At 73.5% G+C, this 13684-nt stretch carries 14 protein-coding genes and 1 tRNA gene; 8 read left to right on the top strand and 7 right to left on the bottom strand.

Annotated features, from left to right (window positions below):
• The first annotated feature begins 192 nt into the window (after positions 1-192).
• From VM95_RS14190 to mscL, 4 genes are all read left to right on the top strand, one after another.
• Positions 193-1545, top strand: a complete 1353-nt coding sequence (locus VM95_RS14190; protein ID WP_425265308.1) for an MFS transporter — start codon at positions 193-195, stop codon at positions 1543-1545.
• A 125-nt stretch (positions 1546-1670) separates the two neighbouring features.
• Positions 1671-1994 (top strand): FmdB family zinc ribbon protein, encoded by a 324-nt coding sequence (locus tag VM95_RS14185; RefSeq protein WP_045696369.1) that lies wholly within the window; start codon positions 1671-1673, stop codon positions 1992-1994.
• Positions 1995-2294: 300 nt separating this feature from the next.
• Positions 2295-2582, top strand: a complete 288-nt coding sequence (locus VM95_RS14180) for a hypothetical protein (protein ID WP_045696367.1) — start codon at positions 2295-2297, stop codon at positions 2580-2582.
• A 30-nt stretch (positions 2583-2612) separates the two neighbouring features.
• Complete coding sequence (gene mscL / locus VM95_RS14175) at positions 2613-3029, top strand: large conductance mechanosensitive channel protein MscL (RefSeq protein WP_045696365.1); 417 nt, start codon at positions 2613-2615, stop codon at positions 3027-3029.
• 19 nt (positions 3030-3048) lie between these two features.
• Here the strand turns inward: mscL and VM95_RS14170 are convergent, their stop codons facing one another.
• Entirely contained in the window at positions 3049-3270 is a 222-nt protein-coding gene (locus VM95_RS14170) for a hypothetical protein (RefSeq protein WP_063773503.1), read from the bottom strand.
• Positions 3271-3434: 164 nt separating this feature from the next.
• Entirely contained in the window at positions 3435-4406 is a 972-nt protein-coding gene (locus VM95_RS14165) for a sigma-70 family RNA polymerase sigma factor (protein WP_045696363.1), read from the bottom strand.
• Positions 4407-4845: 439 nt separating this feature from the next.
• Here VM95_RS14165 and VM95_RS14160 point away from each other — a divergent pair, with 439 nt between their 5' ends.
• Positions 4846-5679, top strand: coding sequence for a phosphatase PAP2 family protein (locus VM95_RS14160; protein ID WP_052707364.1), 834 nt, complete (start codon positions 4846-4848; stop codon positions 5677-5679).
• A 10-nt stretch (positions 5680-5689) separates the two neighbouring features.
• Positions 5690-6580, top strand: a complete 891-nt coding sequence (locus VM95_RS14155; protein WP_045696361.1) for a carbon-nitrogen hydrolase family protein — start codon at positions 5690-5692, stop codon at positions 6578-6580.
• A 110-nt stretch (positions 6581-6690) separates the two neighbouring features.
• Here VM95_RS14155 and VM95_RS14150 read toward each other — a convergent pair.
• The 5 genes from VM95_RS14150 to VM95_RS14130 all read right to left on the bottom strand — a co-directional run bounded on the left by VM95_RS14150 (position 6691) and on the right by VM95_RS14130 (position 11805).
• Positions 6691-6763: transfer RNA gene (locus VM95_RS14150), tRNA-Arg, on the bottom strand.
• Between the two features lie 269 nt (positions 6764-7032).
• Positions 7033-9753, bottom strand: a complete 2721-nt coding sequence (locus VM95_RS14145) for a ligand-binding sensor domain-containing protein (protein ID WP_425265306.1) — start codon at positions 9751-9753, stop codon at positions 7033-7035.
• A gap of 318 nt (positions 9754-10071) precedes the next feature.
• Positions 10072-10974 (bottom strand): M48 family metalloprotease, encoded by a 903-nt coding sequence (locus VM95_RS14140; protein WP_045696359.1) that lies wholly within the window; start codon positions 10972-10974, stop codon positions 10072-10074.
• A 23-nt stretch (positions 10975-10997) separates the two neighbouring features.
• Positions 10998-11360, bottom strand: a complete 363-nt coding sequence (locus tag VM95_RS14135; protein WP_045696357.1) for a BlaI/MecI/CopY family transcriptional regulator — start codon at positions 11358-11360, stop codon at positions 10998-11000.
• 115 nt (positions 11361-11475) lie between these two features.
• Positions 11476-11805: a darcynin family protein gene (locus tag VM95_RS14130; RefSeq protein WP_045696355.1), complete on the bottom strand. Its 330-nt coding sequence runs from the start codon at positions 11803-11805 to the stop codon at positions 11476-11478.
• A gap of 119 nt (positions 11806-11924) precedes the next feature.
• Here VM95_RS14130 and VM95_RS14125 point away from each other — a divergent pair, with 119 nt between their 5' ends.
• Together VM95_RS14125 and VM95_RS14120 are read left to right on the top strand one after the other, a co-directional pair.
• Positions 11925-12632, top strand: a complete 708-nt coding sequence (locus VM95_RS14125; protein ID WP_045696352.1) for a TetR/AcrR family transcriptional regulator — start codon at positions 11925-11927, stop codon at positions 12630-12632.
• 156 nt (positions 12633-12788) lie between these two features.
• On the top strand, positions 12789-13625 hold the full coding sequence (locus VM95_RS14120; RefSeq protein WP_045696349.1) for a hypothetical protein: 837 nt from the start codon (positions 12789-12791) through the stop codon (positions 13623-13625).
• The last annotated feature ends 59 nt before the right edge of the window (positions 13626-13684 follow it).

Genomic DNA, 13684 nt, shown 5'->3' with positions numbered 1-13684 from the left:
ACTGTGAGAACACACCCAGCATCTGCCTGACGCAGAGTTGGCGCGACCGCTCGGCGGCCGCGGTCCGGACCCCGGCCCACCGGCCGGGCCGACCCGGTATCTACCCCGGTCGACGCGCGAGAGGACGACTCTCGGCGCCGTCGGGGCCACCCCATGCCCTGCCGCGCTACCAGGCAGCAGGAAGGACCGACCGTGACGGCCCGCCGAACGGTCGACGACACCGCGCAGATCGCGGACAGCACCGACACCGCAGCCCAGGCCCCCGCCCGCGTCGGGTACGGGACGCTGCTGCGCACCCCTGGTGCCTGGAGGTTCCTGGCGCCCGCCCTCGTCGCGCGGCTGCCCTACGCGATGCTCAGCATGGGCATCCTGCTGCTGGTCACCAAGACCCACGGCTCGTACGGCACGGCCGGTACGGTCACCGCCGTCGCCGCCGTCGCGCAGGCCCTGATCGGGCCGCAGACCGGGCGGCTCGCCGACCGGTACGGCCAGGCCGCGGTGCTCGTCCCGACCGTCCTGGTGCACGGCGCCTCGGTCGGCCTGCTGATCGCGCTGGCGCTCGGCCACGCGCCGGCCTGGAGCCTGTTCCTGGCCGCCGTCCCCGCGGGCGGCAGCGTGCCGCAGATCGGCGCGATGGTCCGGGCCCGCTGGGTGGCCCGGTTCACCGCGGACGGCCCGTCCGACGCCGCCGCGGCCCGGGTCAGCACCGCCTTCGCCTTCGAGTCCGTGACGGACGAGTTCACCTTCGTGATCGGCCCGATCCTGGCCTCCGGCATCGCCGCCTTCGCCAACCCGGCGGCCGCGCTGGTCGCCGAGGCCTCGCTGACCCTGGTCGGCGGGCTCGCCTTCGCCGCGCAGCGGCGCACCGCCCCCGCCCGGATCATCCCCGAGCCCGGGGTGCGGCGCGCCTCCGCGCTCGCCTCGCCGGGCGTGCGGCTGCTGGCCGCGGCGTTCCTCGGCGTCGGCACGGTGTTCGGCGGGATGCAGGTCTCGGTGAACGCCTTCGCCGACTCGGTCGGGCAGCACGACGCCGGCGGCACCGTGTACGGGATCTTCGCTGGCGGCTCGATGCTGGCCGGCGTGCTGTACGGCGTGATCGCCTGGCGGCGGACCGTCCAGCAGCGGATGGTCATGAGCTACTCGATGCTGGTGCTGGGTGCCTCGGTGCTGTGGGCGATGCCGAACCTGGTCGCCCTCACCGTCGCCGGACTGGTCTGCGGGCTGGCCATCGCACCCACCCTGATCAGCGGCTACACCCTGGTCGAGACGCTCGTCCAGGACGGCGCCAAGACCGAGGCCTTCACCTGGCTGACCGGGGCGATCGGGCTGGGTCTGGCGATCGGCTCGATGGTGGCCGGCAAGCTGATCGACGGGCACGGGCCCTCGGTCGGGTTCCTGGTGCCGGTGGTCGGCGCCGGGCTGGGGCTGGTCGCGCTGGTGTCGCTGCGGCACCTGCTGGTGGCGCCGGGGACGCCGAGCCGGGTGGTCGCGGGCTCCGCGGAGCGCGGCGGCGCCGGGGCCCTGGTGGGGGCGGTCGAGGGCTGAGCGGACGGCGGGGCGGAACCCGGGCGGGCCCATCTCACACCCGGGGTCGCTGGACTGATCCCGCGGAATACCGCATCATTGACCATCGTTAGCACTCATCAGGCGAGAGTGCCAGGAGGAAGCAAGTGCCCACGTACCAGTACCAGTGCACCGAGTGCGGCAACGGCCTGGAGGCGGTGCAGAAGTTCACCGACGAGGCGCTGACCACGTGCCCCGACTGCCAGGGACGACTGCGCAAGGTCTTCTCCGCGGTCGGCGTCGTGTTCAAGGGCTCGGGCTTCTACCGGACCGACAGCCGCTCGTCCTCCAGCAGCTCGGTGGGCGCCGGCTCCTCGTCCTCGACGTCGTCGACGACCTCCTCTTCGTCGTCGTCCGCGTCCTCTTCTTCTTCGTCGTCCTCGACCTCGTCCTCGACGGCCTCGTCGGCCCCGGCTTCGACCGCGAGCTGACCACAGGGATCCGGAACGCGTCTCGATCGCTTCGAGAGCGCTTCGAGGACGCCCCGAGAGCGCTCCGAGAACGCTCCGAGAGCATTTCGGAAAGGCCCGTCGCTCCCGCTTCACGCGGGGCGGCGGGCCTTTTCGCGTTCGGCTCCAAACCTCGGGCGGGCCGAATTGATCCGTACGGGGGAACCGGGTTTCGGGTGGGGGCGGGTTGTCCACAGGCGGTGGGAAAAAGATTTCGCGCCGGGGGCGGAACACGCATCGTGGGGGCACCAGCGATCGACCGACCGGTTCCGGAGGTGCCCGATGACCGCCCTCAGCTTCACCGTCCCCCTGCCCGCCCCGACCGTCCCGCCCCGGCGGGAGGTGCCGAGCTTCCCGCCGATCCGGCGCGGGTGCGGCGGCTGGCACCGCTGGCGCGCCGCCGTCCGGCGGCGGGCCGGGCCGGCGCTCCTCCTGGGGCTCGCACTGGTCCTGCTCGCGGTCGCCGCGGCGCTCGCGTCCGGGCCGGCGCGGGCCGGGCTGCCGCCTCCCATCGAGAGCGCGGTGAGCCGAACGGGTTGTCAATCCACGGGTTCGGAAGATCACCCGTGACCGGGAGGCGACTTCGTCGTTCGAGGCGGCATGAAAGGCTTCAAGGAATTCCTGCTGCGTGGAAACGTCGTCGAACTCGCCGTCGCCGTGGTCATCGGCGCGGCTTTCACCAACATCGTCAACGCCTTCGTCAAGGGCGTGATCAATCCGATCATCGGCGTGTTCGGGAGCAAGGACCTCGCGTCCTACAGTTCCTGCCTCAAGGGGCCCTGCGAGGTGAGCGCCACCGGAGAGGTCACGCGCGGGATCCTCATCCTGTGGGGGTCCGTGCTCAGTGCCGTGCTGCAGTTCCTGATCACCGCGGCCGTCGTCTACTTCGTCCTGATCGTGCCGATGAACCGGATGGCCGCCAGGCGCCAGAGCCCCGCCGAGGCCGCGGCCGAGGCGGAGGCCAAGGAGGTCGAACTGCTCACCGAGATCCGTGACGCGCTGGTCGCCCAGCGCTGAGCACCTGGAGGTTCATGCCCTATCCGCCGTGGTGCGGCGGGCGCTGGCTCAGGTACCAGTCCAGCCCCCGTCCACCGCTCTCCCCCGCCCCGGGGCGGTCGCCCCAGCCGGTGTCGGTGTCGTCCCGGGACTGCTGGTCCAGCGGGTCGCCGAAGATCAGGCGCGCCTTCGCCCGGGCCTTGGCCTGAGCCTCCCGCTCGTCCGGCACCTGCTGCCCGGACGCCTGTTCCTGCTCGCTCATCCCGTTCACCCCGTCGTCCACCGCGCCACGCCCTGCCGATCCCGCCCTGCCGATCCCGCCGGGCCTGATCCCACCAGCCTACGAGCACCGCCGCACGGCGCGGGCCCGGGTGCGGAGCGCTCCGCACCCGGGCCCGGGGCCAGGGGGATTCGCACCCGCCCTGGTCAGGCGGCTTCGAAGCCCGCGTGGTCGGCAATCTTCTTCAGCTCGGCCAGCGCGTGCTTCTCGATCTGCCGGATCCGCTCGCGGGTGAGGCCGTGCTGCTTGCCCACCTCGGTGAGGGTGCGCTCGCGGCCGTCCTCCATCCCGTAGCGGGAGCGGATGATCGAGGCCGTGCGGTCGTCCAGCCGCCCGATGAGGTCGTCCAGCTCCTCGCGGCGGAGCATGACCATCACGGCGTCCTCGGGGGACGTCGCCCCGGTGTCCTCGACCAGGTCGCCGAACTGGGTCTCGCCCTCGTCGTCGACGGACATGTTGAGGCTGACCGGGTCGCGCGCCCAGTCCAGCACGTCCTTTATCCGGGCCTCGGTGGTGTCCAGCTCGGCCGCGATCTCGGCCGGCTCGGCCTCGCGGCCCAGCTCCTTGGACTTCTCCCGCTGGACGCGGCGGATCCGGCCCAGCTCCTCCACCAGGTGCACGGGCAGCCGGATCGTGCGGGACTGGTCGGCGATCGAGCGGGTGATCGCCTGGCGGATCCACCACGTCGCGTACGTGGAGAACTTGAAGCCCTTCGCGTAGTCGAACTTCTCGACCGCGCGCACCAGGCCCGCATTGCCCTCCTGGATGAGGTCGAGCAGCGGGAGACCGCTGCGCGGGTAGCGGCGGGCGACGGCGACCACGAGGCGGAGGTTCGAGCGGATGAAGACGTCCTTGGCCCGCTCGGCGTCGGCGGCTATCGCCTCCAGCTCCTCGCGGGTGACGCCCTTCGGCAGCTCGTCCTCGTCCAGCAGGTGCTGGGCGTACACGCCGGCCTCGATCCGCAGCGAGAGCTCGACCTCCTCGGCGGCATCGAGCAGGGGCGTCCTGGCGATCTCGTCGAGGTACATGCCCACCAGGTCGCGGTCGGCTTCGAGGTTGGTCGGGCGGGCCGCGCGAGTCCGGTCGGCCCTGTCGCGAACGACGGCACGGGTGGCCATGCTTGCTCCCTTTGACTGGTGTTGCCGAGCTCTGCCTGCCTGCCCCCGAGGGCAAGAAGTGCGGGCCCCACCGGGCCTCACACGTAACGATCCAACGAACAGAATCCGGACAACATTCCCAAGTCACTCAGATTCTTCCCGATGATGCAGTATCCTGCTGGTTTTCACCCCGGTCATGGACGCTCGGTGACCGGTCGGGCACCTCCCGTGCCATCGCGGCGACCGTTTCCCGCACACCGGGTTCACCCGGCCGTCATGCCGCCGCCACCCCATCCGGTCAACCCCCGGTGGTTCGCGGACGTTCCCGTGCGCCCCCGGCTCCCACCCGCGCTCGCGCCCACGCGCACACCCCGGCGCACGCAGGTCCTCCCCAGAAACGATGCCGAATCGCTATCACTCCAGGTCCCGATCGGCACAGGACACTGGGAAGGTGTCAGGCATGCACCTGACCAACCGCTGGGCGTCCGTCACCGCGCGTCACCGTCGTCTCCTCCGGGACGCGGGAGTCGCGCTGGGATGTGCCGGGGCCTTCGGGCTCCTGACGGCCCTGGTGACCGGCCACTGGCACCCGCTCGTCCGGTTCGACCAGCAGTGGGTCGGCGAACTGCACCTGCACGCCCGGGACCACCGGATCTGGACCGCCTCGGTGCAGACGCTCTCCGACATCGGCGGCACCGTCACCATGCGTGTTCTGCTCGGCATCGCCGCCGGCTGGCTCTGGCTGATCGGCGCCCGGGTGCTGGCCGGCTGGGTGGCCGCCCAGACGCTGGTCGGCTGGGGCGCCCAGTGGGCCCTGAAGCTGGCCGTCGACCGGCGGCGGCCGGAGTTCTCCGACCCGGTCTCGCACGCCGGCGGCCCCGCCTTCCCCTCCGGGCACGCGATGGCCTCGGCGATCACCTGCGCCGTCCTGGTCGGGCTGCTCTGGTATCGGGTCGGCCGACGCGGACGGACCGCCGCCGTCGCGGTGGCCGGCGCCACGGTGCTGACCATCGGCTGGACCAGGGTCGCCCTCGGGGTGCACTGGCCCAGCGACGTGCTGGCCGGCTGGCTGGCCGCCGGGATGGTGATCGGCGCCGTCACCACCGCGACCGAGCTGTGGCGCCCGGGCGCGCTGGCCCGCGACGTACGGAGGGTCAAGTGGCGTACCAGGCCCCGGGTCCAGCGCGTCCTCGCGCCGCCCGTCCAGCCGGTGGCGGACACCGAGTCACCGGACGCGGCCGCCGACCGGATCGACGAGACGGCCGGTCAGCAGGGGTCCTGGCAGGCCCGGTAGCCTGCCGGGCATGCCCATCACCCCGGAAGCCGCACAGCCCGCCGCCGTCTCCCAAGCGCCTCACCCCGCACGCCCGTTGCGGATCGCCACCGTCCAGGCCGAGGTCGTGGCCGGGGACATCGCCGCCAACGTCGCCGAGGCCGCGGCGCTGATCCGCGAAGCGGCCGCCGGCGGAGCCCGCCTGGTGCTCTTCACCGAGAAGTTCCTCTCCGGCTACGAGCCCGAGCTGATCACCTCGGATCCGGTGAAGTACGCCGTCCAGCCCGGCGATCCGCGGCTGGCACCGATCGCCGAGGCCTGCCGGGAGACGGGGGCGGCCGCGGTCGTCGGCGCCGCGTGCCGGACGGACGAGGACGAACTGCGGATCTCCGCCCTGGTGTTCGGCCCGGACGGCACCCTGGTCACCCGCTACGACAAGCAGTTCCTGTTCAAGTCCGAGCAGGCCTACTACCGCCCCGGGACGACCGGCTGCACCGTGGAACTGGACGGCTGGCGGCTCGGCCTCGGCATCTGCTACGACTCCGGCTTCCCCGAGCACGCCCGGGCGGCCGCGCTCGACGGCTGCCACGCCTACCTGGTCGGCGCCCTGTTCAGCGTCGGTCACGGCCACCACGAGTCGCGGATCTGGTTCCCGGCCCGGGCGTTCGACAACACCGTCTACGCGCTGCTCGCCAACCACATCGGCACCACCGGCGCCTGGCGCACCTGTGGCGCCAGCGCGGTGTGGGGCCCGGACGGGCGGCTGATCGCGGAGGCGAGCGCCGACCGGCGCGAGGTCGTCCTGGTGGACCTCGACCCGCAGGTCCTGCGCGCCGCCCGCGAGTCCGAGACCCTGCTCGCCGACTTCGTCGTCTACGGCGCCGCCCCCGCCGCGCCGCGCGCCCGGCACGTCCTGGGCTGACCGCCGGAGGGCCGGCGGAGGGCCGGCGGGAGGCCGGCGGCCCGGAACGGCGAAGGCCCGGGTCGGCGGGATCATCCCGCTGACCTGGGCCTTCGTCGCGTTCTCGGTTGTGCCCCAGACAGGAATCGAACCTGCGACACCGGCTTTAGGAGAGCCGTGCTCTATCCCCTGAGCTACTGAGGCGGGGGTCCGCTCGCGGGCCCCGGGTGGCCGGCCCGGAGGTGGCCACCGAGGGCTCAGTGTAGCGGGTCGGGCGGCTCGGGGGTGGTTGACCGGTGATCTTGCGGGCTCAGGGGTGGGCGGGGACGGGGCGGGGGCGGTGCTGGAGGTCGACGGGGTCGTCGGGGTCGGCCGGGGGCGGAGCCGGGGAGGCCGAGGAGGCCGGACGCGCCGGTGCCCGGCCCGCTCGGGGTGAGCGGGCCGGGCACCGGTGTCGTCGCGGGTGGGAACGGTCAGCCCTGGTTGTCGTCGCCCTGGCTGTCGTCGTCACCGGAGAGCGCGCGCGGGTTGATCGCCCAGATGCCGCGCCCGAAGGTGGCGGCGTAGAGCTTGCCGTCCGGGCCGAGCTTCAGCTGCTGCACCGAGGTGGTGGGCAGGCCCTTGCCGAGGACCGAGAACCGGCTCTCGCCCGGGGCGCGGTAGAACGCGGCGAGGTCGCTGCCGAGGGCGAGGCCGCCGTTCGGCAGGAGCTTGACCGAGGTGGCGGGGACGTCGGGCAGGTTGGCCGAGACGTCGGTCCAGGTCGCGCCGCCGTCGTGGGTCTCGAAGAGGTGGCCGATGCCGGCGCCGGGGCCCTCGGTCCAGGTCCGCGAGAAGCCGTTGAAGGCGACGAAGACGTGCTGGGCGTCCTTCTCGTCGACGGCGAAGGAGGAGATGTAGCGGTTGGGCAGGGTGCCGTCGACGGGCAGGTTCAGCTGGTGCCACCCGGTGCCGTCGGTCTTGCCGACCGCGATGCCGCGGCTGAAGCCCTGGTTGTTGCAGGGGCCGCACCAGCCCGCGTACACGGTGCCGTTGACGGTGGCGACGGCGGTGGCGACGTGGCCCGCGCCGAGGTCGTACGCGGAGGTCCACTCGCTGCCGCTGCGGATCGCATAGCCCTTGTGCTGCACCCAGACGTGCCGGCCGCCGGCGACCCAGGTGTTGCCGTCCTTCGGGTCGGCGGTGATCGGCGCGATGAAGCGGGCCGAGCTGGTGTCCTTGTCGGGCGGCGCGACCTCGAAGGAGGTGGCCTTGCTCGGGTCCTTCGTCCAGCTGCCGTCGTTGACGGCGCAGTTCTGGGTGACCCACATGTCGAGGTAGACGTACTCCTCGGCGATGTTGCAGCCGTTGGCCGGGTCGACCAGGGTGTCGGCGCCGTCGCCGCCGAAGTTCGATCCCATCACCTTGTCGTGGGCGCGCAGGATCGACTCGCCGTTGTCCTGCAGGCCGCCGCTGACGATGACGCCCTTGCCGGAGCGGTCCGCCGGGTCCTTGCCGACGCCGACCGAGTAGTACTGCAGGGTGTCGATGGTGCCGTCCGCGAGGGACTTCCAGTCCTTGCCGTGGCCCCACTGGTCGAGCCGGCCGTTGGTCGGGCGGGTGTAGATGCCGCCGTCGTTGCCGACGTAGACGTTCGACTTGCCCTGGTAGCTGCCGAAGGCGACGGCGTGCTGGTCGGAGTGGGTGGTCGGCGAGCAGTCGCCGGTCTGCTTGGTCGGGTCGATGCTCCAGCAGGGGAAGCCGTTGTTCCAGTACGGGCCGACGGTCGACCAGTCGGCGCCGCCGTCGGTGGTCTCGAAGACCTCCTCCAGGCCCATGTAGACGTGGTCCGGGTTGGCCGGGTCGACCTGCAGGGACTGGTTGTACCAGGCCTGGATGCCGGGCTGGTAGCCCGGGTCCTGGAGCGCGGAGCCGGAGTTCTTCAGCTTGTCCTTGTCCGCGATCCGGGTCCACGGGCCGAACGGGGAACCGGACTTGGAGACGTAGACGCCCTTGAGGCCGGTGTCCGGGTCGTGCGCCATGACGTCCGGCGACTGGTCGATCGCGTAGTAGCGCGAGCCGTCCGCCGAGCGGGCGAAGGTGACGTTGCCAACGTTCGCGGCGTCGGTCGGCAGGTCGCCGAGCGAGGCCACCCGCTGCCAACTGCCGTCCGCGGCCTTGCTGTAGAAGCCGTTGTAGGTGTCGCCGCCGCGCCAGCCGACCGCCAGGACGACCTTGGACGGGTCCTTGGGGTCGATCGCGATGTCGTTGGCAATGTTCTTGTACGGCGCGCTCGGGTCCGAGGCCTTCGAACCGCCCGGCAGGTAGTCCGGGTTGGGCGCGAACTCCAGCACCCACGGGCCGGTCAGGTCGGTGGCGGAGTGGCTCCAGACGCCGCGGCTGGTGGCCGCCCACACCTTGCCGCCGCCGAAGCGCAGCGCGTGGATGATCGTGGACTCCAGCTCGTTGCCGCCGATGCGGTCGCCGGGCTTGAAGGTGCCGTGCTTCGGGTCGGCGAGCACGTACACGCCGGTGCCGACGTACGAGGTGGCGCCGGTGTTGGACTCGCCGGTGGCGTACCAGAGGCGGCCGGCGCCGTCGAGGCCCAGGGTGCCGGTGGACAGCGTGGGCAGCTTGTCCGCGATCGGCTCCCAGTTGCCGCCGCCGGTGCGGGAGCGGAACACGCCGCCGTTGGCGCCGCCCGCGTAGACGTAGCCGTCGCTGTCGGCCGCGATGCCGGTGATCCGGCCGGTGACGAAGCCGGCGCCGCCGCTGGAGTTGGAGTTGACGTCGCGGTAGCGCGGGTCGTCCCCGTTGTAGGGCTGCTTGGTGACGTGCTTCCAGTCGCCCTCGGTGTGCGGCATGGACTGCAGGGCCGACCAGGCGGCGCCGTACGCGCCGGGGGCGACGACGCCGGGCGCGGTGCGGGCCTCGGTGTACTGCGCGACGCCCTCGGCGGAGTTCTCCGCCTCGTCGGAGCCGCCGTCGCCCGCGGTCTCGGCCTGGGCGGTGAAGGCGGCGTGCGGAGCGGCGGTGGTGCCGGAGCCCTGGACCTTGCGGGCGTGCTGCTGCCCGACCTCGGCGAGGTGCTGGGCCTGGCGCGAGCCCGGCTTGGGCGTCCCGGCAGGCGCGGCGAGGGCCTGGGTGGTGGTCAGTCCGAGCACGGTCAGGGTGACGGCGGGCAGCAGCAGCCGTCGACGTTGCCTGTTGGGCACGATGGTGGGTCCTCCCCATGGGCGGGGTCGCGCGGTCGCGCGGTTCCCGGCGGAAATCCGTCCGAAGCTTCGCCGGTCGGGGGCGGGCGACGGAAGGGGGTCAAACGTCACGAATGGTTAAAACCACGTCAGTTAAGACAGTTAACGCAGAACGGAACGGCCTCCCCGCCCGGGTCGGCGCGTGCGGCTCGGGCGCACGCGGACGCACGCGCGTGGTCCGCAACTCGGAAGTGTGGCCCCGGACATGACATCGCACAAGATGTGCGACCAAACCGCCGGTGGCGGCGCCGGGGACGAAGGCACCCGGACCGGGACGTCCTAGGAGGAAAGGACGGCGCCGAGGCAGCGCGCGAAGGCCACACCGAGGTCCGCCGAAGCCGCGCCGACCACGAGCAGCGCGCCGGCGGCCGGCCAGACCCGGTGCCAGCGGTTCACCGGCCGCTCCCCCTGCAGCGCGGCCGCGCGGTCCGCGATCCGGTGCCGCAGATAGGCCAGGACGGGCGGCCCGGCCGGTCGGCAGGCGCCAGCCAGCGCCGCCCGGGCGAGCGAGCGGACGGCGAGGCGGCGGGAGCCGACCGCCTCCGCGGCGAGCTCGTCGGCCCAGCGCTCGACGCCGTACCCGACCTCGTCGCGCAGCCTCCCGAACAGCGGATTGACCAGCACCGCGGCCTGCGCGAGCGCCGCGTAGCGGTCGTGACGGCAGGCCAGGTGGGCGCGCTCGTGGGCGAGCAGCACGGCGCGCTCCTCCGCCGAGAGGGCGCGCAGCAGCCCGGCCGTCACCACGACCCGGCCCGGCCGGCCGGGCAGCGCGTAGGCGTCGGCCCGGTCGTCGGGCAGCACCAGCAGGTCCCCGGCGGCCGGGGCCGAGCGCACCGCGCCGAGCGCCCGCCGCCGGGCCGCGTGCCGCCGCCACCCGGTCAGCAGGCGCACCGCGACCACGGCAAGGAGGGCCGCGGCCAGCACGCCGAGCCCCCACGGCACCGGGTCGGCCACCGCCAGCGCCCGCCCGTCGCCGCCCCACCGCCCGTGCGGCCGCGGGAGGTTGGCCAGACCGGCGGCGGCGAGCGCGAACAGCCCCCAGCAGGTGGCCGCGGCGGCGGCGGCCAGCAGGGCGGTGAGCACCCGCACGGCGGCGGCGGGCGCGAGGTGGCGCGACACCGCCGGCCCGAGCGCGGCCAGCGCGACCGGGGCGAGGATCACCAGGTAGACGGTGAAGTACACGGTCGGTTCCTCGCTCGGCTCGGTCAGTCCCGGGTGTCGAGCAGGTCGCGCAGGGCCTGCTCGTCCGCCGGGTCGAGCCCGGCGACGAAGTGCTGCAGGACCGCCAGGCGGTCGGCGCCGCGGACGAGCGCCTGGTTCATCTGCGAGGCGACCTCGTCGGCCGGGCCCCGGTTCGGCGCGTAGGCGTGCGCCCGGCCGGTCCGCTCCCGGCCGAGCAGGCCCTTGGTGTGCAGCCGGCCGAGCACCGTGAGCACCGTCTTGGGGTGCAGGTCCGCGGCGCCCAGCGCCTCGTGGACCTGCCCGGCCGTCATCGGCCGGCCCTCGGCCCACAGGACGGCCATCACCTCGGCCTCCAGCGCGCCGTGGTCCCGCCGCTGCTCGCCCACGTCCGCCCCCGATCCTCCGTCACCTCGCGCTGGGGAGACCCTACCCACCCGGGCGGGCGGCGATCCGCCGGGCCCGGGCAGGCCGGGCATCGGGCGGGCCGCGCATCGGGCGGGCTCAGGCGGCGAGGGTGCGTTCGAAGTGCTCGTGGCCGTCCTCGATGCCGAGCACGACGTCCTTGAAGGTCAGGTAGCCCTGGCCGACCAGCGGGGTGTCGCGCAGTTCCTCGACCAGGTGGTAGTAGGCCGTCAGGTCGTCGGTCTCGAACAGCGCGAAGTCGCTGAACCGGGTGTAGAAGGCCTCGGCGTCGAAGAAGCGGGCGCGCACCCGGTCCGCGTACTTCTCGATCAGCGGCGCGAGGTGGGCGGCCTTGAGCCGCTGCCGCTCGGTGCGGGGCAGGGCGAGCCACTGCGGCGAGATCGAGTAGCCGAGCATGACCATGTACATCCGCGGGTCCCTTCGTGTGCGGGCAGGCCGAGGAGGCGCGGGAGGGTCCCGCGCCGGCCCAGAAGTGCTAACGGTGTAAGCTAATGCTGACGGTGTTAACAAAGTCAAGGGGAGACGGGATGCCCGACCAGCCGCCCAGCCGCCGCGAGCTGCGGCGCGAGCAGACCGCGGCGGAGATCCTGCGGGCCGCCCGGCACCTGCTGGCCGAGGACGGACCGACCGCGCTGACCCTGCGCGCCACCGCCCGCGAGGTCGGCATGACCGCGCCCGGCGTCTGCCGGTACTTCCCCGACCACCGTGCCCTGGTCCAGGCCGTCGTCACCGACCTCTACCGCGACCTCGCCGCCGGGCTCGAAGCCGCCCGCGACGCCCGCCCCGACGCGCCCACCGCCGACCGGTTCACCGCCGCCGCCCGCGCCCTGCGCCACTGGGCGCTCGGCCACCGCAGCGAGTTCACCCTGCTCTTCGGCAAGCCCGTCCCCGACGCGGGGACCGCCCCCGAGGACCCGGCGCACGACGCGGGCTGGCGGTTCGGGCAGGTCTTCGTGGGACTGCTGGAGCAACTGTGGCGCGAGGGCGCGATCCCGGCCGAGCCCGCCACGGGGACCGTCCCCGCCTGGTGGTCCCAGTTCGACGACCTGCGCGAACACCTCACCGAGGACCTGCCGCTGCCCGTCCTGCACCGCTTCGTCCAGGCCTGGACCCGCCTCTACGGGCTCATCGCCCTGGAGGTGTTCGGTCACCTCGACTTCGCCATGGCCGACCCGGAGCCGCTGTTCGAGGAGAACCTGGGCCAGCTCGTCGACCTGCTGGCCCCCGACCGCTGACCCGGGCCGGGTCCGTAGCATGGCGGGCCTGCGCACAGCGGACAGCGAACAGCGGACAGCGAACAGCGAACAGCGAACAGCGGACACGGCGAGAGGGGCGGGCGGTTGAGCACGGGCGGGCTGACAGGCGGTCTGACGGGCGGGCTGGGACGGCTGGTGGGAGCGGCGGCGGAACTGGGTGACGCCGGACGGCGCGCGGTGCTGCGGGCCGGGCGCTCGGCGGCGGGCGGGCGGTGGGCGCTCTCGGCCCTCACCTCCGTCGCCCCGCCGGCCGTCCCCGCCGTCGAGCCGTGGAAGCTCTCGGTGGGCACGCTGCTCGGCCGCCACCCCCGCACACCGGCGGTGGCACACAAGCTGCTCGGGCTCCTCGACGACTACGGCGCGGTGCACCTGGGGCCGGAGAAGGTCGGCTTCGACGGCCAGGAGATCGACTGGGACAAGGTCGTCGAGATCCGCACCCGCAACGCCTTCGAGGTGCTGACGACCAGCTCGCTGGAACGGGACGTGGACCGGATCCGCGAGTTCCTCCCGCCGGTGCCCGGCCGCAAGTGGGCCGTCACCAAGGCCGGGGAGGCGCTGGCCACCGTCGTCCTCGCCGCCCTCGAACGCGGCTCGGTCGAGCAGCGCCTGGACGAACTGACCGTGCCGGCCCGGATCGTCCACCGCGGCGGCCTGCTCGGCCGCCAGCACACCCTGGACGCCGGGTCCTTCGCGGCCGCCGCCCTGGTCGTCGTCGGCCCGGCCGCGGAGAGCCTGATCGCGACGGCCCGGCAGCGCGGCATCCCGGTGCTGCCCGCCGAGCAGCCCGTCGAGGCCGAGCGGGCGGCCCGCGTCGCGGTGCTGCGCGAGCGCACCGACGCCGTCGCCCGGCTGCTGGGCCGGATCGAGCAGGGCGACCCGGAGGCGGAGGGCGGCCCGGCCGTGCCGCCGGTCGAAGCGGTCCCGCTCGACAAGGCGCCGCTCGACAACGGGCCGCAACCGCACGCCCGTTGATCGGCTGAAACGCGACGTGCCGCCGCCCGGTGGTCCGGGACGGCGGCACGTCGCGTTGC

The organism is Streptomyces rubellomurinus (genome assembly GCF_000961885.1).
Lineage (GTDB): Bacteria > Actinomycetota > Actinomycetes > Streptomycetales > Streptomycetaceae > Kitasatospora > Kitasatospora rubellomurina.
This window is presented reverse-complemented; position numbering and strand designations above follow the sequence as displayed.